A 26,771-nucleotide genomic window follows, 5' to 3' on the forward strand; every position below is an offset into this window, starting at 1 on the left:
CCTGCCTACGCAGGAGCGACGAGACTGCGATTGCCGTTGATTACCTCGAACCCGGCCTGGTTCTACGAAGGGCAATCATTTAATCAAAGTACGGCATACAACAAACGCCACTAGGCTCCAGCCTTCGCTGGAGCGACGATATGATGATTGCTGTTAATTGACTGAGACTCGGCTTGTGTCCACGAAGGACAATCATTTAATCAAAGTACGGAGCACACAACGAACGCCGCTGGAGCGCCAGCCCGGTAGCCTCCATCCTGCGCAGGATCGACGATATGATGATTGCCGTCTATTGACAAAACCCCATCCTCATCCCCACCTTCTCCTTGAAGGAGAAAGAGCCAACAACAATTCAAGGTTCACAATATGCCAGATAGCAAAGAGCCATGAATGGCCCTGCCATGCTATTCAGCCTTCGCCCCCACAGGCTTGAACTGCCCCATCACATCCCTCTTCCCCCGCTCCAGATAAGGCACCGGCTTATCCATCCATTCCGGACGCGGGCTACCCAGCAAATAATGGTCAAAGAATTCCGCCATGTGCACGGTGTAATACTTCATGTTGTCGCGCTCTTTCAAGCCATGCTTTTCACCGTTGAAATTGAACCAGTAGGCTTCCTTGCCCAACTGGCGCAAGGCGGTGAAAAATTCTATGGCCTGGTACCAAGGTACTGCATCGTCATCATCATTGTGGATAGTCAGATAAGGAGTCTGTACTTTTTCGATATGGAATATCGGTGAATTTTCTATATATTCCGCAGTCTTGTTCCAGGGTGCACCACCCATGCGACTTTGCTGTTTTTCATACTGGAAGGCCCGGCTCATACCGGTGCCCCAGCGTATGCCGCCATAACCACTGATCATATTCGCCATCGATGCGCCAGCTTCCACCGCGCGGAACATATTGGTTTGGGTGATCAGGTAATTGATCTGGTAAGCACCCCAGCTATGACCCTGTATGCCGACACGTTTGGGATCGACATAGCCTTGCGCCAGCACTTTTTGTACTGCCGGTATCACGGCGTTATAGGCGCTCTTGCCTGGATGACCGGTCTTGTACACGATGTCCGGACGCAACACGATGTAGCCATTGCTCAGATAACGGGTGACATTGATGTTTTGACTCGGTGCAGGCGGAACATAGCGATGCAGATTGTCCGACATGTTTTCATAGATGTAGACCATCATCGGGTATTTTTTTGCCGGATCAAAATTCTCAGGCTTGGCCAGCAGTGCTTTCAGCTTCTTGCCATCCAGACTGGTATATTCAATCATCTCTTGCTTGCCCCAGTTGAATTGGGCTTGTTGCGGATTGGCATTGCTGATTTTTTGCGGGTTCTGCAAAGCCAGGTTACTACTCCATAAATCTGGAAACTCTGTAAAACTTTGCTGCGTGAACAAGACCGTGTCTGCGTTCTTGGCCTTGATCAGGCCGGCAATCATTTTGTCTGCGTGCATCAGTTTTACTGGCTCACCTGATTTTGGATTTTGCTGATAATAACCAGTGGAACGATTCGTTTCATTGGTCGCAGCCAGTATCCAAGAATCAGTCGGCAAGGCCTTGGCTTCGGCAACTGGCGAAGGTTCGTCGGCAGGTGGTTTCTTCTCCATGTCGACAGGTACATAGCGCAGTTCCAGACTATGTTTGCGACCATAACCAGCAGTCAGGTTACGACTGGACTGGTTTTGCGGATTGACTTCCCACAAATCGAATTGATCATACAAAACCACACTGGCATCGTCTTCAGTCCAGCCAGCAAAACCATAGGCATCCTTGACCTCTGGCGTGTCACGTTTGGCATCTTCAAAGCGTGCCTTGATTTTTCCGGTCAGGTTGGTCTTGCTGCCATCGGCGGTGGACCAACTGAACCAGGTACTGTTATTCGCATCGAAAGCCAGCACATATTTTCCGCCAGGTGACAGGCTCGGTACGTAACGCAATTTTTGCACCAGCAGGCGCGCCTGGCCAGTTTGCAAATCTACCGCATAGGCGTCGTGATACAGGGCATCCCAGGATTGTTGCATCTTGTAAGGCACATCACTGGCACCCATGGCAAAACGCGGATTATCATTCACCAGCACATTGGGAATGGTTTTATTGGCGAGCTGCACGAAACGTTGTTCGCCTACATGGAATACGGCCTTGTAGCTACGCTGTTTTTCTTTTTCTGCCTTGACCTTTTGCATGGATTGCAGCTCGGGGTCCTTCCAGTGCCAGAGATCAACCTTGAATGGCTCTGGTGCATCTTTAGGATCGGCCTTTGCCAGTTCTGCGGTACCAAAGAACAGGCGCTGTCCATCCTTGCTGAAACTCAGGCTACCGTGTTCACTGGGTAACCAGCCAGCTGGCAAACCTGCTGTGTCTGCCGTGACGATGGCTTTGGCTTCTGTATCGCCAGCACGCCAGTAATACAGGTTGAAGGCGGTGATGTCCTTGTCTGCTTTATCAGACTTATCAGACTTATCTGCATCAGCATTTTTTTTTCCGGCCTTATCGGCTTCAGCACGTTTCTTCGCCAGGTCGTCGCGATTGCTGACAAAGGCCAGTTGGCGTCCTGCCTCATCAAAGCGCAGGTGTTTGTAGCTGCCCGCGCCTGCCATGATGTAGCGTGCCGTGGTTTCTTGTGGGCTGACGAGATAAATACCTTCGCGCGCACCTTCTTTGGTGGCATCTTTGGTCAGCACATTAAAGGCCAGCAATTCACCATTCTTGGCCCAGGTAAAATCTGCCACGTCCTTGTAGCTAGTGCGTTTCGCATTGGCGACGTCAATCAACAAAAATTCTGTGCCTGATTCTTTTTTCTTGGCGGCAGCGGCAGCCGCGGCAGCGGCAGCCGCAGCAGCGGCCTGTTGATCATTGTCAGCATACTCATCATCCTTGCTGGCAGCTTCTGCTTCTTTCTTCGCGTCTTTCTTTACTTCTTTCGGTGCATCCAGCAAGACGGCGAGGAAATTGCCACCTTCTTCCGGCCAGGCGAAACGCTTGACGCGTTCTATATGTTCGACTTTACCAGTGGCAAGGTCCATGATACCCAGGCCAGATTTGGGAAGGTCATCCCCTTTCTTCTTTTCTTTCTTTGCCTTGTCCAGTTCCACGCGTGTGGCAGCCACTGCAAAAGCCACATAGCGACCATCTGCGCTGAACACTGGCGCGGTACCACGCGGGGCACGCCATTCGCGGCCATCCTTAAGATTCTTTACGACGACCTCACCGTCCGACTCTTGTCCGACCAGGGCATAGGCCGCCCAGTTACCATCACGGCTGATGACATTGCCCTGTATGCTGCGCCAGTTGGCATACACATCATGGGTGATGATTTTTTTGGCAGATACCGGGATTGCGCTGCCAACAGTAGCCTCAGTCTGCAAGGCAGCCGCATGGACAGCCGGGGTATGCATACCAAAACTCAGACCTATCAGCAGAGCGATGGCACAAAGCTGGCGCGTTGAAGATGGGATGGAGGGCATATCAGAAAATGGCAAAAAACGTGGATGCACGATGTTCACTGAGAAAACCTTTCTTCTTGTTTTGTTGGTGTTAATTGATGTTGGTTGGCATTACTTAAATTAATGACACGAGCAGACAGGACCACAGTTGTCTGCAAAAAAAAATTATATTATCCGGCTTATTTTGTGATTCAGGATTGCAGTTGCAAAGTTTTTGTCACGCGCATTTCCCCTTTTTCACCGGCACCTGAACCGCTGTTATGCGTTTCTTTTTTTATAACGATGAGACGATCACCGCTCAGGCCATAGACCAGATCTTCTTCATTTTTTGTTTCGAAACTGATGACGACAAATGCACGTCCTGAAATAGCCTGATGCATGCGACTGGCAATGGGGGTGCCATCAGCAGCGATCCAGATATCCAGGCTGCCTTCAAATTTCTTTACGTACTTGCGTTCTTTTTCGGTCAGCTTGTCGACTGGTATATCGAAGCTCAGCAAGCGTGCCGACTTGCCATTGTAGGTTTCTGTCTTTTCGGTTTTGAATATGGCTTTTTCCATTGCCCGCGTCAGATTGCCCACCGCTGAAATCATGGGGCGCAATTCGGATGCATTGACTTCGCGTATGGCAGCCAGACCGGGGGTTTTGGCTTTGGGGTCTTTTTCACGCGCGCGTTCTTCCACTTCCAGCCGGGCCAGCAAATCCTTGCCAAACAAGAGCTGCAAGCCACGCGGGCTGTCTTCCAGCAGGATGCTGGCCTGACCGTTCTGTTCTTCCTGCTCTTTACCTTCGCCCTGGCGACTCCAGGTTTTTGCTTCGACCAGGGCTTTGACTGGCGATTGTCCTGGCAAACGGGCCAAAGCAGCTTTCAGGTCACTCAATCCATCGGCTCTGGCCGCAGTAGCGGCCGCACTGAGCAGGCAGGTCGCACTCAATACCAGCAACTTCTTTTTTAGCGACATGAAATCCCCATTGCATTATTCAAGAATCAGCCGGGTCAGACCATCGCTACGCGGAATAGTTCAGCCTGGACGACCGGATAACCATTTGCGGTAAACCAGCAATGCCACTTGTGCATCATTGGCGGCATACATGATTTGCCTGTCATTCAATGGAGCAGCCCAGTTGGAGGTTGAAGTTTTCTTTGATTTTTGCAGATTCATGCCAAAAAATTTGGCAACTGCCGCCTTGGCTCCCATGTCACGCTGCTTGCTTTCGCGCATGACGCGTGCCAGGTCAAGGACATTCAACGGGGTGATGCCCAGCTTGATTTTTAGTCTTTTAACATCATCACCCAGGCCAAAACCAACCTTCAGTATTACTTTGGATTCGAGCAAGGCGCGTACGGCATCGGTATTGATGGCCTTCACCACTGGAAACAAATACGCCCTGGTGTCGGTTGCCAGTTGTATCAGATGGGGACCATCGGATTGCTGGCCTTTAAAAAAGACCGGCTTGGATTCGGTATCAAAACCCAGGATATCGGCATCACACATATGCGCGTACGCCTGTTCAGCATCTGCTGCTGTCTGTACCAGGAACACGTCACTGGCCTGTATGCCCGGGTAAGGGGGGAGGGAAATTACCTGATCTTCTGTCATGCCAGCATGATAAGGGAAATGCGGGTATCTGGCTGTCGCAGTGGGCAACACAGCTTGAAAAAATCTGGAAATTCCTTTTTAAAGCCCCCCATACCCAACAAATCAATATCTTTTTTATAATTTCCTGAAGATATCCTTACTCGTAACATGCGCAGCAAAGACCACAGGTAAAGAGCATGAAGTTGCCATATGAACATCATCAGTACAAATAGTTGGTCTCGCTCCTTTCGTGCTTTTCGTACTGTTCTGCGTGCTGTTATGTGTACTGTTCTGCGTGCTAATCGGATGGCAAAACAGCGGCTTCAGGCAATGCATCTGCTTGATCCGCTTTCAAAGGATCAATACGCCGTCTGCGTGGTCTGCTGCTGGACAAGGCCTCAATGATCAGTGCCTGACCATCGGGCAGTGAAATCGCCAGCTTTTCCTGTCCGTCATGCTTGAAATGGTAGACCGTGGCCGCGCCAACGGCAGCCGACTTCTCCAGGGTTGCCAGCATCAGCAAGTCTGGCAATTCTGTCACTTTTCCGGTGCGCCAGAGTAGTTTATTCATTGACGTGCTCGCGGAATTTGATAGTAAAACCGGCAGCATCCATGGGGCGGCCAAAATAATAACCCTGCACCTGGTTGCAGCCCATTTTGCGCAAAAGTTCAGCCTGCTCTTTCTTCTCAACTCCTTCGGCAACCACGCTCAGACCCAGGCTCAGCGCCATCGCAATGATGGCGCTGGCAATGGCTGCATCGTCCGGGTTTTCATGGATATCGTTGATGAAGGACTTATCGATCTTCAGTTCATCAATAGGAAAGCGCCGCAAGTAGGACAGACTGGAATAGCCGGTACCAAAATCATCAAGCGAAATGGAAAGACCGAGATTTTTTAAAGCACGCAGTGCCACCAGGGTGCTGCTGACATCCTGCATCACCATGCTCTCGGTCAGTTCCAGTGTGACTTGTGCGGGATCGGCACCGGTTTCAGTAAAAATACTGGCCACCCGTTCGGACAGGTCTTCTTGCCGGAACTGCCGGGGCGACATATTGACGGCAATTTTCAGGTCTGCCAGACCGGCTTTTTTCCAGCTCACCTGCTGCCGGCAGGCTTCGGCCAGAACCCATTCGCCCAGGGGTATGATCAGCCCGGTTTCTTCTGCCAGTGGAATAAATTCTATAGGGTGTATCAAGCCTATCTGCGGGTGATGCCAGCGCACCAGCGCCTCGGCACCAACAATACGGCCACTGGCCAGTTCTATCTTGGGCTGGTAATGCAGGGTAAATTCATGCCGCTCCAGCCCGCGTCGCAAGGCACCCTCCATGTTCAGGCGGCTGATGGCTGTCACACCCATTTCAGGGATAAACTGGCGCACGCTGTTACGTCCATGTTCCTTGACGCGGTACATGGCGATATCGGCATAGCGCAACAGTATCTCGCCATGGTCACCGTCCCTGGGGTACAGGGAAATGCCGATACTAGCCGTCACAAATACATCATGTCCATCGATTTCAAACGGGCGCGACAATGCACCCAGGATTTTTTCGGCAACAACATCCACATCACTGGTTTCAGGCAAATCGGTGAGTATGACGACAAACTCATCTCCGCCCAGGCGGGCGACGGTATCGGTTTCGCGCACACAGTGACTGAGCCTTTGCGCAACCTGTTTCAGCATTTCATCGCCAGCACCATGACCGGATGCATCGTTGATGAGTTTGAAGTGATCCAGATCAAGCAGCATCAGGCCCACCGACAGATCCTGGCGTTTGGCCCAGGCAATAGCCTGGGTGATGCGGTCATTTAATAAATTGCGATTGGCGAGACCGGTCAGACTGTCATGCGTGGCCTGGTATTCCAGCTCTTTCTGGTAATTGACACGTTCGCTGACATCATTGATGACACTGACGAAATGCGTGGTGGCTGCACCACTGGCATCCTTGACGGGTGAAATGTGCAATTCATTCCAGAACTGTGTACCATCCTTGCGGTAATTGCGCAATAGCGCGCAACCCGCTCTTTTTTCACGCAGGGCAGAGCGTATCTCTTGCAAATCAGGCTGGGCCAGATCTTCCCGGACCAGGAAGCGCCCTTCCCGCCCTATAACTTCCTGCGCCGTGTAGCCGGTGATTTTCTCGAAAGCCGGGTTCACATAGACAATCGAATGATCGCTGTCATCGCTACGGGTAATCATGATGCCATTGCTGCTCGACACCAGTGCCTGTTCGCGCAAGAGCAAAGCCTGCTCGACTTCCTTCAATTGGAATTTACTGTCAGTGATGTCCTGCTTGACGGCAACCAGATGTGTGATCACCCCATCCGTATTGCAGAGCGGGCTGACGATCTGCCTTTCCCAATACGTCGTACCGTCCTTGCGATGGCTGAGCACTTCACCCTGCCAGTGTTCACCGACTTTCAGGGCAAGAATAACCCGCATGACTTTCTCGTCCGCTGGATCACCAGAATTCCAGAACACATGCTGGCCCAGGACTTCACTGAGCTGATAGCCAGAAATGCGGCAAAAGCTGTCATTGCCATATTCCAGTTCGCCGCCGGCATTGGTGATCACCACGGCAAATGGACTTTGCTGCACAGACAATGCCAGCATTTCCATATTGTCTTGTAAATCATGGCGTTCATGTGTGCTACTCAGGGAGTGAACGGCGTGCGCCAGTTCTTTTGCGAAGCGGCTGAGTATATTGTAGGCATCACTGCTTTTGCCAAGGTCAAATTCTGCGCCCACCCGCAACTGCGCCAGCGCATGGCCATAATGCTGTAGCGGCAACACCAGATATTGCGTGCCTTGTTCTGCTTGCCTGTCAGCACGAAAACGATAGATTTCTGACTTGTCACCCAGGTCCAGTTCGATTTCAGCACACAGATAACCGGCACGCTGCACCAGGATGCGACAAAAACCACGCAACATCTCTGGTAACGCTGACGAATACCACAGGCAATGGGAAATCTCCCCCAGCAACAGATACCACTCTTCGAGCCGATGTGACTCGACATCCAAAGCATTCGTTTGGTCGATAATAGCCATTGCTTTGCGGTCTCCTGTTCAACACGCTGTTTTTATTGGCAAGTGAATTTTTATACCTTGTAGCCACACGAATTGCAACAAAAACCGCCAAAGCAGCGCTGTCTATTTATGCTGCAATTGCGTTTAAACAAATAGAAAATTGCTGAGATTTTTAAAAAATATTTACAAAAAGAATAATTTCCCTATTTTTATCTTTTCCGGTTTTCTCTTGAATTTCTCTGTGCCTCTGTGTCTCTGGGGTGAAAGGTCTTTAGTATTTCAACAATCTACAGGTTAAAATTAATAAAACAACATCAAGCAAATTCGCCTATACAGCGCAAAAGCCGTTAAAATCTAAGGTTTGGCAAACTTTATTCATCGCTTCTTAAAGAAGTGACAAAGGCAGATAGCACGATGCTCACATTTCAACAAATTATCCTGACATTACAAGATTACTGGGACAAACAAGGCTGCGCCCTGTTGCAACCTTACGATATGGAAGTGGGTGCGGGTACGTCGCACACAGGTACTTTCCTGCGCGCCATCGGGCCGGAACCATGGCGTGCCGCCTATGTACAGCCTTCCCGTCGTCCTAAAGACGGCCGCTATGGCGAAAACCCTAACCGTCTGCAACACTATTACCAGTATCAGGTGGTGTTGAAACCGGCACCGGAAAATATTCTTGATCTGTACCTGGGTTCATTGAAAGCCCTGGGTCTGGATTTGCAGCAAAACGACATTCGCTTTGTGGAAGATGACTGGGAAAACCCTACCCTGGGTGCCTGGGGTTTGGGCTGGGAAGTCTGGCTCAATGGCATGGAAGTCACGCAGTTCACTTATTTTCAGCAAGTCGGCGGCATTGATTGCAAGCCTATCCTGGGTGAAATTACTTACGGCATCGAACGTCTGGCCATGTATTTGCAAGGCGTGGAAAATGTATACGACCTGGTATGGACAGAACGTGAAGAGAATGGCCAGACCGTGCGCCTGTCTTATGGCGACGTCTTCCATCAAAATGAAGTCGAACAATCGACCTTCAATTTTGAATATTCCAATACCGATTTCCTGTTCTCTTTATTCACCAACTACGAAGCAGAAGCCAAGCGCCTGCTGGAAGTGACCGAGAAATCGCTGGCGCTGCCAGCCTATGAAATGATTTTGAAGGCTGCACATACCTTCAACTTGCTGGATGCGCGTGGAGCGATATCCGTGACCGAGCGTGCCGCCTACATAGGCCGCATCCGCAATCTGTCACGTGCCGTGGCTGCGGCTTACTATGCATCGCGTGAAGCACTGGGCTTCCCCATGTGCGCTGCGGATGACAGGCACAAGCCTGCTCCCGCCGCTGTAACTACAACTACAGTCGCCGCTGCATAAGCACCGCATAGCCAACAAGAACATCATTAAACAGATTCTGGCACAGCGCCGGAACGTAGGATAAGAAACATGAGCCAAACACTGTTAGTAGAATTATTTACCGAAGAGTTGCCACCCAAGGCACTGGCCAAACTGGGTGAAGCATTCAGCGCCGGCATCGTATCTGGCTTGAAATCACGCGATTTCCTGGAAGCTGAATCCGTCGCCACCAGCTATGCATCACCACGCCGCCTGGCGGTCAGTATCACAGGCGTACGTGCCACATCGCCAGACAAACTGATGCGTGAAAAAGTCTTGCCGGTATCCGTTGCACTGGATGCAGCGGGCAATGCCACACCACCGCTGGCCAAGAAACTGGCAGCGCTGGGCTTTCCCAATTTGCAAGTCAGTGATCTGGAACGTGCTGTTGATGGCAAGGCGGAGAGCTTCTTCTACAGCTATACAGCCGCAGGTACCGCGCTGGCACCGGCAGTACAAACTGCGCTGGAAGAAACCATAGGCAAGCTACCTATTCCTAAAGTCATGAGCTACCAGCGTCCTGATGGCGAGACTGTGCATTTTGTGCGCCCTGTGCACAAAATCATTGCCCTGCATGGTGCCGATATCGTACCCCTGTCTTTGCTGGGTTTGAACAGCGACCGCATTACCAAAGGCCATCGTTTCCTGTCTGCTGGTGAAGTCAGTATTGCCAAGGCTGAAGACTATGCCGCCAGTCTGAAAACCGAAGGCAAGGTCATCGCCAGCTTCAATGAGCGTAAAGAACAGATACGTGCTGCCCTGCTGGGCAAAGCCGGTGGCGATCAGGTACTGATGCCAGAAGCTCTGCTGGATGAAGTCACTGCCCTGGTGGAATGGCCAGTCGTGTATGAATGCAATTTCGAGCAGGAATTTTTGGCGGTACCGCAAGAATGTCTGATCCTGACCATGCAGACCAACCAGAAATATTTTGCCCTGACGGATGCCAATGGAAAATTGCGTTCACGTTTCCTTATCGTCTCGAACCTGGAAACCAGCGACCCGCAACATATCATCCAGGGTAATGAACGCGTCGTGCGTCCACGCCTGTCAGATGCTAAATTCTTCTTTGAGCAAGACAAGAAAAAGACCCTGGAATCACGCCTGCCTTTGCTGGCAAATGTGGTCTATCACAATAAACTGGGTAGCCAGGCAGAACGTACGCAACGCGTTAAAACCCTGGCAGGACAGATTGCTGCCGGCCTGAACGGCGATGTCACCCTGACCGAACGCGCCGCCCTGCTGGCCAAGACCGATTTGCTGACCGACATGGTGGGTGAATTCCCTGAGCTGCAAGGCATCATGGGTACCTACTATGCCCAGCACGATGGCGAGCATGCTGATGTCGCCGCTGCTGCATCTGAACATTATCAGCCACGTTTCGCCGGTGATGCGCTGCCAGCAACGCTGACAGGTACCGCCGTAGCCCTGGCAGACAAACTGGAAACCCTGGTCGGGATCTGGGGCATAGGCTTGCAGCCTACCGGTGACCGTGACCCATTTGCGCTGCGTCGCCATGCGCTGGGCATCTTGCGCATGCTGGTAGAAAAACGCCTGAACCTGTCGCTGAACACCTTGCTGACACAAGCGGTAGCACTGTTCGCTGGCAATGCCAATTTCACTGATCCGACAGCCGACGTGTTGAACTTCCTGTTTGATCGCCTGCGTGGTCAATTGCGTGACAAGGGTTTTTCACAAAGTGAAGTGGAAGCCGTAGTTGCCCAGCAACCAGACACGCTGGATAACATCGTTGAACGCCTGCAAGCCGTACAAGCCTTTGCTGCCCTGCCAGAATCAGAAGCGCTGGCAGCTGCCAACAAGCGTATTACCAATATCCTCAAGAAGGCCGAAGCTGCACCAGGCGCGGTGAATCCATCGCTGTTGCAGGAAGCTGCAGAACAGGCGCTGGCCAAAGCAATGGCCGATGTCAAACCGGAAGTGGATGCAGCCTTTGCCAAAGGCGACTTCACCAGCGCCCTGAAAACCCTGGCCGCGCTGCGTGCAGCCGTGGACAGTTTCTTCAATGATGTGATGGTGAATGCAGAAGACCTGGCCTTGCGTAACAACCGCCTGGCATTGCTGGCCAGCCTGCACGGCATGATGAATCAGGTAGCCGACATTTCCAAGCTGGCTGCCTGATAAAGTTATATAGTACAAACCAAGACCATGCAGATGACAGTAGTGCCGAGAACACCGGTACTACTGTTGCAAGCTTACGCAAACTGATGACCAATGAGAAGGACAGGCTATGAAACTCATCATTCTTGACCGGGATGGCGTCATCAATCAGGATTCGGATGACTTTATCAAGTCACCCGAAGAATGGAAACCCATTCCCGGTTCGCTACAGGCAATTGCTCGCCTGAACCAGGCGGGTTACCGCGTGGTCGTGGCCACCAATCAGTCTGGCGTGGGCCGCAAATTGTTTGATATGGCGACCCTGAATGCCATACACCAGAAAATGCATACTGCAGCTCAACAACTGGGTGCCACCATCGATGCGATTTTTTTCTGCCCGCATATGGCCGATGAAAACTGCGACTGTCGCAAACCCAAGCCCGGCATGTTGCAGGAAATTGCACGCCGCTATGACATTAATCTGAAAGGTGTGCATTGCGTAGGCGATTCGCTGCGCGATCTGCAATCGGGTTTTGTTGTCGGCTGTATCCCGCATCTGGTATTGACCGGCAAGGGTGCCAAGACCCAGGAAAAAGGTGGACTGCCGCCTGGCACGCAGGTCTATCCCGACCTGGCAGCGATGGTCGACAAACTGGTGGAAAACTCACCATCCGAATTTAATATCGCGATCTGAACGCGTTCAGCATCGCCGCAACTGGAGACTACATGCTTCGTTTTACCCTTTTTGTACGCTCACTGATATTCTTGCTGGTAATGGGCATAGTGACCATCGTCTGGGCCCCCATCAGCATGCTGTTTGCGTTTTTGCCGTATAACCAGCGCTATTACATCACGGCCCGCTGGAATGTCACCATTATCTGGGCAGCAAAAGTCATTTGCGGTATACGCTACCAGACCAAAGGCTTTGAAAATTTCCCTGATGGACCGGCCATTCTGCTATGTAAACATCAGTCAGCCTGGGAAACCATCTTTCTGTTGATGGCAACACCACGCCCGCTGGTATTCGTCTTCAAAAAAGAAATCACCTATATCCCTTTCTTTGGCTGGGCAATATCCATGCTGCGCATGATTCCTATCGACCGCAGCAAGGGCAAGGATGCCTTCGCCCACGTCGTCACCCAGGGCCGCAAGCGCCTGGCCGATGGTCAGTGGATCATCATGTTCCCCGAAGGTACGCGTATCCCGGTTGGTAAAAAAGGCCAGTACAAAGGCGGCGGTGCCCGTCTGGCAGTGGAAACCAATACGCCTGTTGTACCTGTCGCGGTAAATTCTGGCGAATGCTGGCCCAAAAACTCTTTCACCAAATTGCCAGGTACAGTCACTGTATCCGTCGGCAAGCCGATTCCGCCGAATGACATGAATGCGGTTGAGTTAATGGCTGAAGTGGAAAAATGGATAGAAGCAGAAATGCGCGTGATTTCACCGCAGGTGTATCAATCTGAGCAAGCCAAATAAGCTATCCGGGCTGATGCGATCTGCGTCGGCCCACTCCCTCTGTTCTCAAGAAATTCTCAATTTCAGCCACAAAAACACGAAACCCTGAAAATAGGTCACACTATTGAATATGTCAGCAAAAAATGCTGACCAAAAGTTCCATGTGATATTGAATCAGGATTACCCAGGCTGAAATGAAACCCCGCATTCCATCTATTGGCAAAGCCATACAAATGGCTTTGCAACTGGATTTATTCAGTGATTTTCTGGTGCCGGACAAACTGCGTCCCGCACCTGCCAGTCCCCCCACTCCAGCCAAAGACAGTATCCAGAAGGATGAAGTGCGTCCGTCAGTGCCGCCACCGTCCACCTTTGTCAACACCAGCAACAAGCGGCGCATCCTGATACAGGATTATTTGCTCGAATATGATTTGCAGCGTTCGAAACGCCGCAGCATCGGTTTTCTGATCAATGAAGATGGCTTGCGCATCACGGCACCGCGCTGGGTGACCGTAGCTGATATTGAAACAGCCATACACGAGAAACAAAGCTGGATATTGCGCAAGCTGACCGAGCGCCGGGACCGTACGCAGCGTCAGCTGGAACCAAAAATGCACTGGAAGGATGGCGCAAAACTCCCCTATCTGGGTGGCGAGATCACGCTACAGATAGCGCCAGCCTCTGTCAGTGGCACCCATTTCCTGGCAGACCAGGGTACGCTGATCATCAACCTTCCTTCCGATGCAGGCGAACAGCAGTTGAAAGACCGTGTACAAGCCTGGTTGCAGCAGGAGGCCAAACGGGTATTCAATGAACGCCTGCCGGTCTTTGCAGAAAAACTGAATGTACGCTATCAGAGCATGGCGCTGTCAGCAGCGACCACGCGCTGGGGTTCTTGTACCTCACAAGGAAAAATACGCCTGAACTGGCGACTGATCCATTTTTCACCGATGATTATTGACTATGTCGTCGCGCATGAACTGGCACATCTGCGGGAAATGAATCACAGTCCGCGTTTCTGGGCGACGGTACAATCCGTATTCCCCGACTTTGAACTGGCACGCAACAAGTTGCGCCAACATGCCAGCGCCGATCTGCCCGCCTTTTAAGTCTTGATTGCCAATCCTGCACGGATGGACCCGGCAGGATTGGTCAGAACCCGGACAAGCTAACGCACCTCACAAATCAGGCTACCCGATTTGTTTTCATTACTGGCATTTTCCTGGCTGTTACCAGCCGGGAAGCTGACCGGCGGACTGAATTGCATGCCTGGATTATTCGGTAACAGTACCGGCGGTTTCGAGAAGCTGACGGCATAGGCAAACTGTCCGGCTGATACCTCGAGCAAGCCGGCATCGTTTTTCAGGAAGATCGTCCCATCCAATACCTGGACATACAGGCCGGGCGGTCTGCCTGCACCCTGCGGATCATTGGCACCTGATAATTCAGGCGGTACATATTCGGCAATGAAGGTGGTGCCGCGTATGCCTATCGATGCCGTTGGGGTATTCAGGCCAAATCTTTCCTTGTTGCGCTTACCCAGAATACCGGTCACTGCACGCATGCCACCCTTGATCAGGGTCATGGCAAAACCGTCATTAGCTGGTTTGTCTTCTTCAAAAGAAAACTGGTCTATGCGCAATTGCGTATTGGGACGCAGGGTGACTTCACTGTTATCGGCAAACTTGATACGGGCATAGGTATCTTTTTCTGCAATCAGGATATCGCCCTGCTCGACCGTAGATTTTTGTGTCAATACCTTGACCGTACCATCAGTTTTCTTGACGAGCAAAGGCCCGCTCAGGTGCGTGACGGTACCTGCAACCTGTGCTGCGAAACTGAATGCGCAGCTCAGGCATAACGACAACAGGAAAAGAAACTTAATTGCAGTACAGTTTTTTATCAGTAGCATTTTTTGATACTCCGTTATCACTTGTGCCGGCAATACTGCTTCTTTGTTCGAACCTGGTTTCACGACCTGAATCACCGTTGCCACTCTCAAAGAAATTCGATGAATTGGTGATGGCATTGGTAATGGCCAGGGTGGAACTGATGTAACTGTTCAGGGCAGCATTGATGGAATTGGTCAGCACATTGCCAGTCCTGATATCACCGATAGGCAAGACGATCGTGCAGCCCAGCAAACCGGGATTGGCCGCACATTGCGCCAGTGTAGGCAAGACTGCCGAGCAACCGGCTATCGCCGGGTTGGCTGCGCAACTGGCCAGACTTGGCAATACCACGTTGCAGCCGGTAACAGTTGGTCTGGCGATACAGGCATTCAAGCTTGGCAATACCGCGCTGCAGCCAGCCGCAGATGGTGTGGCAATACAGGCTGTCAGACTTGGCAAGACCACACTGCATCCTGGCAAGGCAGGATTGGCCACGCAGGCACTCAAGCCTGGCAACACTGCCGTACATCCTGCCGTACCCGGATTGATGGTACAGGCAGCCAGGGTCGGCAATACCGCAGCACAACCTGCCAGCGCAGGGTTAGCCGTGCAGGCTGCCAGGCTTGGCAATATCACGCTGCAACCTGGCGTAGAAGGTGCTGCAATACAGGTCGCCAGTGTCGGCAAAATTTGTGAACACCCCGGCAGACTCTGGTTGGCTACGCAACTGACAATGCTTGGCAATACCACGCTGCAACCTGGCAGTGTTGGTGTGGCGAGACAACTGGCCAGGCCAGGCAGAACGCTGCTGCAACCGGCCAGCGTCGGTGTCGCTATACAGGCGCTGATACTGGGCAAGACTGCACTGCAACCCGGCAAAGTTGGACTGGCAGTGCAGGCCGCCAGCCCAGGCAGTATCACTGAGCAACCAGCCAGGCCAGGATTGGCAATGCAGGCGCTCAGGGTAGGCAAAACACTGCTGCAACCTGCCAGGGTCGGCGTTGCTATACAGGCAGCCAGACCAGGCAACACCACAGAGCAACCGGCCAGGCCCGGATTGGCAATACAGGCCGTTAGCGTCGGCAAGACATTGCTACAGCCGGCCAGTGTCGGTGTTGCTATACAGGCTGCAAGGCTGGGCAGGACCGCGCTACAGCCTGGCAGGCTGGGGCTGGCGGCACAAGCAGCCTGGGTGGGCAAGACTGCCGAACAACCAGACAAGCCAGGGTTGGCGATACAGGCACTCAGTGTGGGCAACACCACGCTGCAACCTGGCAAAGTTGGCGTGGCAGTACAGGCAGCCAGACTCGGCAAGATATTGCTGCAACCAGCCAGTGTCGGTGTTGCTATACAGGCTGCAAGGCTGGGCAGGACCGCGCTACAGCCAGGCAGGCTGGGGCTGGCGGCACAAGCAGCCAGGCTAGGCAAAACGGCACTGCAACCGGCCAAAGCCGGGTTCTGTGTACAGGCAGCCAGTGTAGGCAGGACTGCGCTACAGCCCGCAAGAGAAGGATTGGCAGTACATGCTGCGACCGATGGCAATACGGCAGAACAGCCAGCAATATTCGGCGCGACAATACAGGCCGCCAGGGCTGGCAGGATCACGCTGCATCCCTGTAGCGTAGGCGTGGCCATACATTGCGACAAACTAGGCAGCACGGCACTGCAACCATTGATGCCGGGGTTGGCAATACAGACTGTCAGGCTGGGCAATATGGCACTGCAACCCGCAGTCGACGGATTAGCAATGCATGAAGCCAGCGTCGGCAAAACCACACTGCATCCGGCAACACTGGGGTTGGCAATACAGGTACTCAGGCTAGGCAAGACATTGGCACAACCAAACAGAGACGGATTGGCGATACAGGCACCGATAGTCGGGAGTACCGCACTACATCCGGCGGTAGTCGGCGATACACGACAAGTCTCGGCGCTGGGCAAGACTACACTACAACCATTCAGAGCAGGATTGGCAATACAGGCAGCCAGGCTGGGCAATACTGAACTGCATCCGGCCAAAGTTGGTGTAGCAATACAGGCCGCCAGGCTAGGCAGCGGTGCATTCAAAAATGCCTGCTGGGTGACGCTACCGCCACTGACGGTACCAGAGATCAGGATGGCATCGCCAGCTTTCAGCAAAATATTACCCGATGTCGTCACCACACCGGTGGTTCCCACTGTCAGCTTGTCGGCAGTACTACCGCTGGCACCCGCTTCCAGCGTAATATTGCCGCCGTTGGCACTGGCCACAGTACCGTTGACAGTCAGGGGGCTATGCGCCACCAGGCTGATGTTACCGGCCTTGGTACGCACGGCATCACCATTGTCCAAAGTGATTGCACCCACATTGTCGATGCTGATATTGCCCGTGCTACCAGTAGAACTTTGCGTGACATTGCGCAGGTTCAGGGCACCGGTGTTATTGATCTTGATATCGGTGTTGCTACCCGTATTATTTGCGAGCAGCAAAGGCACCTGGGTCTGCAAGGCTGTTCCATTGCCGATACCATTGCCGGCAGTAGCATCCAGCGCCGCTCCACTGATCAGACCACCGGATTGCACGATGGCGCCACCGGTTGCCGACAATGTCACCGTCCCGGTACCAGCACTGATGGGTGCGCCGATGGTGATATTGCCACTATTCGCGGTCAGGTAAGCATTACCACTAGTGTTGATGCCATTCAAACTATAGCTGCCGGAGCCATTTCCGCCAGTCAGGTTACTGACATTGATACCCTGGGTATTCACAAAGCTGAAACTGGTCGCGCTTTTTGCTGCCAGATTGCTGATTACGTTCAGGCTGTTCAGGGTGATAGCACCATTCGCGACTACGCCCAGATCCTGTACGGTGATAGGGTTGATCTGGGTAATGTTCGAACCACTCAACAAGCCTATGCGTGTGGTGGTCAGGTGTTTGATATCAGTGGCAGCACTGGTATTGGTGTCCGTAATACTGACGACAGAAATGGGACCCGATGCTTCGGTCACATTGTCGCTGCCGATGGAAATATTGGCAGCACTGACCTTGTACAGATTGGTCACTGCAAGACAAGGGGAAGAACTGCAGGTAGCAGAACCTACAGTAATGGCGCGTCCGACTGTATAAGGACGAACACCAAAATCACCGGCAGTCACACTGCCTGGGCCACCAAGCACCAATTGATCGGCAATGAAGCCCACCTTGGCCGTCCCGGCATTGACGATATCAGAAATCGTCAGCGTGCCGGTACCCGAACTGACGATCACCGGCTGATTATTGGTGGTAATACCAGGAATGGAAGCAACGTTGGCAACGTTCAGATTGCCGGAACTAAATATATTCAGGCCACCGGTTCCCTGACCGCCAGGATTGAGGTCTGCTGCCAGTGAGCTGAAACTATTGCTGGTATTGGTCAGATTGACCGCACCCTTGGCCTGCACTGCCAGACTGCCGGTCAAGATGGCATTGCCCGCTGCCTGACTGATACCAGCATCAGAAGTCAGCTTGACACTGGAGGGAGCATTGATACCACTATAAGCATCTACGGTGGATACGTTGACGGGATTGACCGAGCGGTACAGGAAACTGCCGGTACTGGCCGAACCGGAAATCACGCCCGTGGTATTGGCTTCAGTCAAACTGACACTGTATCCGCGCGCCTGTACCGCGCTGGCACCATCAATAATTGCACCTGTTTGTTGCGAAATAGTATTGCCGGAATTCAAGGTAAGCGAGGTGTTTACGTTTTGCAAGGCACCGCCAGCACCCGAAGTCATGGGGGCTTTGATGTCGATTGCACCGCCACTCATGTTGCCGATACGCAGGCGTGCTGCGGTAACATTATTCAATTCAGCAGCAGAGAGTTCCAGGGTGCCGGTCAAGACATTCGTCGCCCCGGTAGCCAGGTGTATGGTACCGCCAGCATTGGAATCCAGCGTAACAGTGCCACTGCCAGCATTGACCGTGCCCAACAAATCCATCTTGTCGGATTTAATGGAAATGGCAGCGCCGGAACTATTGATCTGGGTACCGGCGACGGTACTGGTCATGGCATCTGCATCGGTGGACTGCAGGCTGATCGTACCGCCACCACTATTGATATTGCCGCCCGCCAGCAGATTCATGCCTCCCTGACTATTGATCGTGATCAAGCCATTATTGGCGAGCACAGGTGCGCTGATATTCGTGGTGGAGCCACTGGGTGAACTCAGGTAAATCGCCCCACCCGCTGTTTGCTGTTTGATACCATAACCGGTACCGCCGATATCACCAATCACCAGATTGCCACCAATACTGGCAATACGGATATCACCACTACCGGTATTGAGGGCATTCAGCTTGCTTGCCTGTACACCCATATTGTCAGTTGAAGTCGTGCCGTGCAGACCATTCACCGCCGTTATCTTCAGGTCCTTGGCATAGATGGTCGTACCATTTTGCTGAATCACGTCCGCGCCAGTGGTAATCGTCACATTGCCATTCGTGGAAGAATTGCCGCGTGCATCAATGCCACCCGAACCAACATTGATGAAGCCCGTGCTATTGACCAGAATGTCACCACCCACGCCTACCGTACCTGGTGTGGTCAGCAATGTCTTGAATGTGGTCTTGCCGCTGGCACTGGTACTGATCTGCCCGCTATTGGTGGTCAGCCTTGCCACCACGATATCGGCCGCCTGTGGTGATGCACCGGTGCCGGTTTGCAGGGTGATGGTGCCGGTACCGGATGCCCTTATTTCAAGATTGGGATCGGCACCAGTCAGATTGATGCCACGGGTAGCACTGACATCTGTCGCAGCGTTGCGGGTTCTGAGCGTCAGGTTGGAATTGCTTGGCAGGGATATCTGTCCGCCAAAAAAAGTACCACTGGTATCGATGTAATTGGCGGCTTCCAGCACGATGTTCGTGCCTGGGGTAAGCCCCTGGAGTTCGGACTGAAATACAGTGGTCGGGCCGGCATCGGAAAAATTGATCGTGCCTATGCCTGAACCCTGGAAGGTGCCGACACCATCCGATGCACCGTCACCAGTGCCACCGGCAATCGTGATGGAAGAAGGGTCAAGCAATAAGCTGCCGTTCTTGCCGCGTGCGGCACTGACATCTACTTTGGCATGAAAATCCAGGCTTTGCTTGCCCGAGGTTTCGACAAAACCGCCATTGCCGCTTTGCTGACCGCCACGTGCAGAAATGCTGCCATTAACACGTGTCACTTCATCCGACCAGACGATGACCTTGCCGCCATCACCACTCTTGCCAGCATTGGCAGCGATAGTCGCGTCGCTGCCGACAAAGGTGCGCTGCGCATTCATGACACCGGCATTGTCGCCGTGATAATCGCCGCCAACCAGGACCTGGCCACCGCCCGTATCACCGCTGGCATCCACTTTCGCGTTGCCGGCCAGCGCCACGCGCTGCCCCAGTATCTGGATGTCGCCGCCTTTACCGGCACCAGTCGCCGTAGTCAGACTACCGCTATCCAGGACCGTATCCTGACTGGCCTTGAAATATATTTTTCCATTCTCGCCAAGCACCGCTGTGTTGGCACTGACCAGCCCACGCTGATTAACCAATGCACCGTAAATACCGATCTTGCCACCGGCTGCAATCACCTGCCCCAGATTGACAGCCTGGTCCTTGCTGGCGCTGACCACTACCTGCACATCAGGATTGGCGGAATCAACCAGCTTCACTGACTGGCCTGCAGCCAGCAAGATGTCGCCATTGGGAGACGTGATGATGCCGCTGTTTTCGATATCCGGCGCAATCAGATACACGTGTCCACCTGCCGGGGTGGTAATGGCACCCTGGTTTGTAATCTTGCCTGCCTGTTCGCCCGCAGAAAAGTTCAGCTTGCCGGCTTTGAAATCACTGTCACTCATACCCAGGCTGGACACAACCAGACCATTCACATCCACCTGTGCGCCCTTGCCGAACAGAACGCCGTTCGGGTTGATCAGAAATACCCGTCCATTCGACTGCAATGCACCCAATATCTGTGAAGGATTCTGACCTGTAACGCGGTTCAATACCGCGCTATTCGAATTTTCTTGAATGAAGCGGGTAATATCACCGGCATTGATGGAAAAATCCTGCCAGTTGATGATGGCACCAGGCGTATTGGTAATCGTAAACAGATTACCGTCCTTGTTGAAAATCACCTTGCCATTGACCACTTGCGGCCCGACCGGATTGGCCATGCCGGGCGCGTGGCAAAAACAGGCCAGCAGCAAAGCTGGCAATAATTTGGGGAACAGCTGCGGTAATAGCTTTGGTAATAGCGTGGGTAAAGACCCGACGCGCTGGTTCGCCGCCAATGTGGATTCAGATTGAGCGAACATACTGGTTTCTTTCCTCATGCTCTTCCTCACCAATCATTAATAGTTCACGCCAAGTCTGACATGCAAGCGCCTGTCATCTTTGCTCAGTTCATCAGGTGTTTTCAGGGATTTGCCATAATCCATTTGCAGCGACATGGCGCGCGACATCGCCAGTCTGACGCCTATGCCGACACTGGCAAGGGAAGACGAACTGGGTTCGCCAGGCAAAGCCTTGTTACGCGACAGATGAGCGGCGTCATAAAATCCCAGTAGCTGGCATTGTGTGAAACTGGCAGTAAAACTGGCGCACAGGTTGGGCGTATAAATCTCTGCGCTGATCAGGGTGCCATAATCATTAGCCAGTGCACGTTCAGTGAAGCCGCGCACGCTACTGGCACCACCGGCACCAAACTGTTCGCCCGGCACCAGGCTATCCCGCGTATATTGGCCACTCAGCATCAGCTTCAGTTGCCATGCGGCGGGCAATACCCGGCTGAAACCGACGCCATAACGGAAGATGCTGTAACCAGCCGTTGCGCCACTGCGCACACGCTGGAAATCTTCGGTCTTGCCTTTTTCACCGCCAGGCAAATTATGCAGGGCGGTCAGGTAGACGCTGGTTTCGCTGCCAACAGAACTGAGTGTGCCGGAATACGTCAGACTCACAGGATGCACAGTGACATCACTGCCCAGTTGCACCCCAAGCAGTGAAACATTATTCTTGTAGGCCTTGTAATCAAAACCCAGGCTCAGGCGTGAATCAAAATCTTCCTTGCGGCCCAGACTATAGTTATAACGGGCACCAAGCACAGAACCGCGACCACTGACTGCCAGATCAAATATGCCGGCAACCACCGAACCGGAATCGACATTTGAATAACTGGCATACAGGTCCAGCGTATCCCCCAGGTCATAAAGCGGCAGGTGATAACCGACACCAAACACACTGTACTGGCTGGGCTTTTGCATGGTCGTTGTGTATTGCAGACTGAGCACATCGTCACGGCCGCTGATATTGGCATGCTGGAACAATAAACCCACATGGTTCTTGCCGGTATTGCTGTCACCGGAATTATCCAGATTGACACCGACGGTCCAGGGCTTGCTGTCGGTCACATTCAATACGGCATTCACTTCGCCTTCATCATTGGCGGTCTGGAATTGCAGATTGGTTTTCTTGGCGGGATTTTCATTCACCGCCTTCAAACTCTCAGACAGTTTTTTGACATTCGGTGTATCACCCTGACGCAATTGCGGCAGGCTGCGACGCACATTGGCCTCATCAAAAAACTTGTTGCCCTTGACGCTGACACTGCCTATGCGTGCCTGCACCACAATGAACTTGACCACACCATGATTCAATTCCTGTTCCGGCAACACCACCTGCACCAGGCTATAGCCTTTGTCGCGATAGGCTTTTTCCAATGCCTCCAGCGCTCTCTGCACATCGGCAAAACTGCGGCTCTTGCCAGTAAAAGGGGCCAATAAGGCATTGATCGCTGCTGGCGTCAGTAAGTTATTGCCCTTGACATCAAAACCACTGATTTCAAAGCGGCCGATGACGCTTTCAGTATCTTGTGCTGCCAACGGAGAGCTTGCACCCAGGCCGATGGCAAATGCCAGGCAAGCAGAAAGATGATGTGTGAAATGCTTGTTCTTCAACAGTCTCATACTAAGATTTCCCAGTTGCTGAGTCGTGCCAACAAGTTCTTGCTGCAGGAGGGATTGCATCCCCCCACAGATAGTAGCGATCGAAAAATACTGCGGTGTTACATCCAGACAGAAGCGAGCTGCTCTTTGGGTTCTGTGATCAGAACATGCACAAAAGAAATAGGCGACTTGCCTACTTAAGCGAAGTATCCTGCAATCCAATTCGGACCACAAGCGGAATGTTGCTATTTCTAACATCTCCTGTCCTGCCGTCAAATTGGACTTGATGTTTCTGCGTCTGCCGTGTTAATGCACACCGGGCACACTGCCTTGCTTGCACATTTGGTCGGCGCATTTATCCTGTTGCTGCATTTCAACAACTGAAGAAAATTCAAGCAGCATGACTTTTGTCATGTGCATACGCTGCTATTTCATAAAATTGCTCAAAAGAAAAAAGCTAAACTATACAATTCCTGCCAGCCGGGGACAAGGATAACCCCCGTCTATACGTGCCTAACAAAAAGTCAATCGCAGTAAACTGGTATTAGTGAATATGATGATGACAATCCTTCAGAATTTGTTGGGTTGCTCTCAGGACTCCCCCAAGAAGATTGAGATTTTTCAAGGGCGCGCAAGCGCCCTTTTTTTCCATCCAGCCATCCGGATCAGCATGTCAACAAATACATCAAGATTGCTGTCACTAGACGCGTTTCGTGGCTTCACCATCGCCAGCATGTTCCTGGTGAATAATCCGGGTGACTGGGGCCACCTGCATCCACCACTGGCCCATGCGGAATGGTCGGGCTGGACATTTACCGACTGTATTTTCCCTTTCTTCCTGTTCATCGTCGGGGTATCCCTGCATCTGTCGACCAATCAGAAAATCCTGGCGGGTTATGCACAAGGGCCTTTGCTAAGACAGTTGCTGAAGCGCGCATGCTGGATTTTCCTGATTGGCCTGATGCTGAATCTGATCCCCAGTTTTGATTTCCAGTCCGTGCGTATTCCTGGTGTATTGCAGCGCATTGCCCTGTGCACCATGCTGGCAGCGCCGCTGGTCATTTACTGCAACTGGCAACAGCAGTGCTGGTGGATACTCGCCCTGATGGCCCTGTATTCCATCATCATGCTGGGTGTAAGCGTACCGGATGCAGATGGCAACTGGGCCAGAGCAGCACTCGAACCAGGCAGGGATGCCGGTGCTTACCTGGACCGCTGGCTGCTGGACGGCCACCTGTGGAAACGGGCAAAGACCTGGGACCCGGAAGGCTTGCTGAGCAGTTTGCCGGCCGTGGCCAGTGTCATGCTGGGAGTCCTGACCGGGCGTTATCTGTCGACCAGCCTGGACCGTGCAGTCAAGACCGCCTGGTTATTCACAGCAGGACTGGCTTGCCTGGGACTGGGGCAAATACTGGACAGCGTGCTGATGCCCATTAATAAAAGCCTGTGGACACCTTCTTACAGCGTCTTCATGACCGGCTGGGCCCTGATCAGCTTCGCCTGTTTTTACTGGTTGCTGGATGCGAATCCTTCTGCCCGTCTGAAAACTGGTATGGCCCGCCTGTGCCATCCACTGGTCATGTATGGCATGAACGCCCTGTTTTTGTTTACCCTGTCTGGCCTGATCGCCAAGATGCTGGGATCTATCCATATCAGCGCCGCCGATGGCAGCAAGCCCAGCCTGCATGCGGTATTGTATGCACCGATCAAGGCTATGCCGCTAACGGCAGTGAATGCCTCTCTGCTCTACGCAGTGCTGTTCAACCTGATGATGTTACTGTTTGCCTGGGGAATGTGGAAGAAACGCTGGTTTGTGAAAGTGTAATGCAGTAGCATCTCAGGTCTTTCGCAGTTTTTGCATTTTTTTGGCGCATTGTCGCCTCCTTACGGCATCAGCATACGCATGTTTTCGTTTCAGAATTTTACCTTCACGGCCTCTTCCCTGAAAAAGATCAGGCTTCCACTATTAGCAGCCGGCATGGCTGCCATGCTCCTGGCCTGTAGCACAGCACCAGAAAAACCACTGCCCATCGCCAAAGGTAATAAAACTGACCTGACTATCGTTCCGCAAAATGCGCCGGTCAATTTTCCGGTGATGCCGCGCGAAGCACCGCCATTGCCGCGTGAATTCCGGGCCGCCTGGGTGTCAACCGTGGCAAATATAGACTGGCCTTCACGACGCGACCTGAACAGCGACAAACAAAAGGCCGAAGCCATCACCATCCTCGACAATGCGGTGCAACTGAAACTCAATGCGATTGTCTTGCAGGTGCGCCCGGCGGCGGATGCCATCTATCCATCCGGTATCGAACCCTGGTCAGAATTCCTGACCGGTGAACAGGGGCGTCCGCCGCAACCGTATTACGACCCGCTGCAATTCTGGGTCGAACAGGCGCATGCCCGCGGGTTGGAGCTGCATGCCTGGTTCAATCCCTATCGCGCCCGGACTGCTCAATCCAAAAGTGTCCTGGCCAGTAACCATATCAGCCGGATAGCCCCGCAAGCCGTCAAGACCTATGGTGACTTGCAATGGATGGACCCGGGTGAGCCTTACGCCATGCAGCAAACCCTGAACGTCATCATTGATGTCGTGCACCGCTATGATGTCGATGGCATCCATATTGATGATTATTTTTATCCTTATCCAATCAAGGCAGCGAATGGCAATGAAGTTGATTTTCCGGATGATCCATCCTGGATAGCCTATCTGCAATCTGGCGGACGCATGGCACGGGCTGACTGGAGGCGCAGCAACGTGAACCATCTGGTGGAAACCGTCAACCTGCGCGTGCACCAGGAAAAACCCTGGGTCAAATTTGGTGTCAGCCCCTTTGGCATAGGCCGTCCCGACCGGCTGCCAGCAGGTATCAGTGGCTTTAGCCAGTATGACAAGCTGTATGCCGATGTGGAACTGTGGCTGGCGAATGGCTGGCTGGATTACCTGGCACCACAACTGTACTGGCCCATCGGCCAGGGGCCGCAGGCGTTTAAGGTCTTGCATGATTACTGGCTGGAACAGAATGCCATGGCCCGCCATGTCTGGCCCGGTCTGTACACCAGCCGTATCGACAATAGTGATAAATCCTGGGCAGCAGATGAAATCCTGAACCAGGTCGATGTCATGCGCGAAAAAGGCGGTAACGGTCATGTACATTTCAGCATGGCGGCACTGAACCAGAATCGCAAGGACATACGCAAGCGCCTGGCTGCCGAAAAATACACCTCGCAGGCGCTGATACCCGCCAGCCCCTGGCTGGATAAGAAACTGCCAGGCAGTCCGGTGCTGGAACTGAGTGAGGACAAGAAGTCATTAAGGGTATCCATCCCCGATCCGGCAAATACCCGCCTGCTGGCAATCTGGAAGCGTACCGGCCAGCAATGGCTGTTCAGCGTTGTCCCGGCCCAAAGCATGCGCCTGGACTTGTCAGATGACCCACAGGCTGGTGCAATCAGGCAGATTACCGTATCGGCCATCAGTCGCACCGGTCAGGAAAGCATGCGTTCCAGTTATAGCCTGCCATAGCGTACGCAAGGGCTAGTTTCCCCACCCGGCCACTGCTGGCCGGGTGGGATGCAATGGCTTGCCGAATTGCCTGAATTTTCAGCATCAGGTAAAAAACAGATATCAAAGTGTGGTTTTTAGATACGTTCTGCGAGGCGTGCCACGCACATTTTTTACGGCATTTTCCTCTGCGATCCGGGCAAAATCTGCGCCATGCTTGGGGAGGCTGACACAGCACCCAAACCCCATATCTTTTGGTTATCGCCCGTCATGAAATTTTCATTTGTCACCAGCGACCGCAAAACTCTAGTCTGGGATACATCAATAAATATTTATATCAATTTTGATCGTATTTCGTCGAAATTGCCCACAATTCAGCTTAAAAATCAATGTAGTTTGACCTCAAGGAGAGA

Annotated in this window: 15 protein-coding genes; 7 read left to right on the forward strand and 8 right to left on the reverse strand. The window is 52.6% G+C overall.

What is annotated here, in order from left to right; genetic code table 11:
* Positions 1-404 precede the first annotated feature (404 nt).
* The 5 genes from ACO0LK_RS12150 to ACO0LK_RS12170 form a co-directional block, all read right to left on the reverse strand.
* A complete protein-coding gene (locus ACO0LK_RS12150) occupies positions 405-3,506 on the reverse strand; it encodes a prolyl oligopeptidase family serine peptidase (protein WP_422975376.1) in 3,102 nt (1,033 codons plus the stop codon).
* Between the two features lie 131 nt (positions 3,507-3,637).
* The gene (locus ACO0LK_RS12155) at positions 3,638-4,408 is read right to left on the reverse strand and encodes a hypothetical protein (protein ID WP_422975378.1); all 771 of its coding nucleotides are present in this window, start codon (positions 4,406-4,408) and stop codon (positions 3,638-3,640) included.
* Positions 4,409-4,468: 60 nt separating this feature from the next.
* Positions 4,469-5,095: a 3'-5' exonuclease gene (locus ACO0LK_RS12160; protein WP_422975380.1), complete on the reverse strand. Its 627-nt coding sequence runs from the start codon at positions 5,093-5,095 to the stop codon at positions 4,469-4,471.
* Between the two features lie 229 nt (positions 5,096-5,324).
* The gene (locus tag ACO0LK_RS12165) at positions 5,325-5,597 is read right to left on the reverse strand and encodes a hypothetical protein (protein WP_422975382.1); all 273 of its coding nucleotides are present in this window, start codon (positions 5,595-5,597) and stop codon (positions 5,325-5,327) included.
* On the reverse strand, positions 5,590-8,073 hold the full coding sequence (locus tag ACO0LK_RS12170) for an EAL domain-containing protein (RefSeq protein ID WP_422975384.1): 2,484 nt from the start codon (positions 8,071-8,073) through the stop codon (positions 5,590-5,592). The genes ACO0LK_RS12165 and ACO0LK_RS12170 overlap by 8 nt, the downstream gene beginning before the upstream one ends.
* Before the next feature lie 393 nt (positions 8,074-8,466).
* Here ACO0LK_RS12170 and glyQ point away from each other — a divergent pair, with 393 nt between their 5' ends.
* The 5 genes from glyQ to ACO0LK_RS12195 all read left to right on the forward strand — a co-directional run bounded on the left by glyQ (position 8,467) and on the right by ACO0LK_RS12195 (position 14,126).
* The gene (gene glyQ, locus ACO0LK_RS12175; RefSeq protein ID WP_230412239.1) at positions 8,467-9,429 is read left to right on the forward strand and encodes a glycine--tRNA ligase subunit alpha; all 963 of its coding nucleotides are present in this window, start codon (positions 8,467-8,469) and stop codon (positions 9,427-9,429) included.
* Positions 9,430-9,498: 69 nt separating this feature from the next.
* Entirely contained in the window at positions 9,499-11,583 is a 2,085-nt protein-coding gene (gene glyS, locus ACO0LK_RS12180) for a glycine--tRNA ligase subunit beta (RefSeq protein WP_422975386.1), read from the forward strand.
* A gap of 109 nt (positions 11,584-11,692) precedes the next feature.
* Entirely contained in the window at positions 11,693-12,256 is a 564-nt protein-coding gene (gene gmhB, locus ACO0LK_RS12185; RefSeq protein WP_422975388.1) for a D-glycero-beta-D-manno-heptose 1,7-bisphosphate 7-phosphatase, read from the forward strand.
* Between the two features lie 32 nt (positions 12,257-12,288).
* Positions 12,289-13,038, forward strand: coding sequence for a lysophospholipid acyltransferase family protein (locus ACO0LK_RS12190; RefSeq protein WP_422975390.1), 750 nt, complete (start codon positions 12,289-12,291; stop codon positions 13,036-13,038).
* Positions 13,039-13,211: 173 nt separating this feature from the next.
* Positions 13,212-14,126: a M48 family metallopeptidase gene (locus tag ACO0LK_RS12195; RefSeq protein ID WP_422975392.1), complete on the forward strand. Its 915-nt coding sequence runs from the start codon at positions 13,212-13,214 to the stop codon at positions 14,124-14,126.
* A gap of 59 nt (positions 14,127-14,185) precedes the next feature.
* Here the strand turns inward: ACO0LK_RS12195 and ACO0LK_RS12200 are convergent, their stop codons facing one another.
* The 3 genes from ACO0LK_RS12200 to ACO0LK_RS12210 are packed head-to-tail and all read right to left on the reverse strand — an operon-like array spanning position 14,186 to position 22,877.
* A complete protein-coding gene (locus ACO0LK_RS12200) occupies positions 14,186-14,929 on the reverse strand; it encodes a FecR family protein (RefSeq protein ID WP_186948124.1) in 744 nt (247 codons plus the stop codon).
* Complete coding sequence (locus ACO0LK_RS12205) at positions 14,898-21,227, reverse strand: filamentous hemagglutinin N-terminal domain-containing protein (RefSeq protein ID WP_422975395.1); 6,330 nt, start codon at positions 21,225-21,227, stop codon at positions 14,898-14,900. Before ACO0LK_RS12205 ends, ACO0LK_RS12200 begins: the two co-directional genes overlap by 32 nt.
* A gap of 36 nt (positions 21,228-21,263) precedes the next feature.
* Positions 21,264-22,877, reverse strand: a complete 1,614-nt coding sequence (locus ACO0LK_RS12210) for a ShlB/FhaC/HecB family hemolysin secretion/activation protein (RefSeq protein ID WP_422975397.1) — start codon at positions 22,875-22,877, stop codon at positions 21,264-21,266.
* Between the two features lie 649 nt (positions 22,878-23,526).
* On the opposite strand from ACO0LK_RS12210, the gene ACO0LK_RS12215 reads away from it, so the two are divergent.
* Entirely contained in the window at positions 23,527-24,681 is a 1,155-nt protein-coding gene (locus ACO0LK_RS12215; RefSeq protein ID WP_422975399.1) for an acyltransferase family protein, read from the forward strand.
* 153 nt (positions 24,682-24,834) lie between these two features.
* The gene (locus tag ACO0LK_RS12220; protein ID WP_422975401.1) at positions 24,835-26,379 is read left to right on the forward strand and encodes a glycoside hydrolase family 10 protein; all 1,545 of its coding nucleotides are present in this window, start codon (positions 24,835-24,837) and stop codon (positions 26,377-26,379) included.
* Positions 26,380-26,771 lie beyond the last annotated feature (392 nt).

The sequence above is a fragment of the Undibacterium sp. Ji49W genome (assembly GCF_049340205.1).
Taxonomy (GTDB): Bacteria; Pseudomonadota; Gammaproteobacteria; order Burkholderiales; family Burkholderiaceae_D; genus Undibacterium.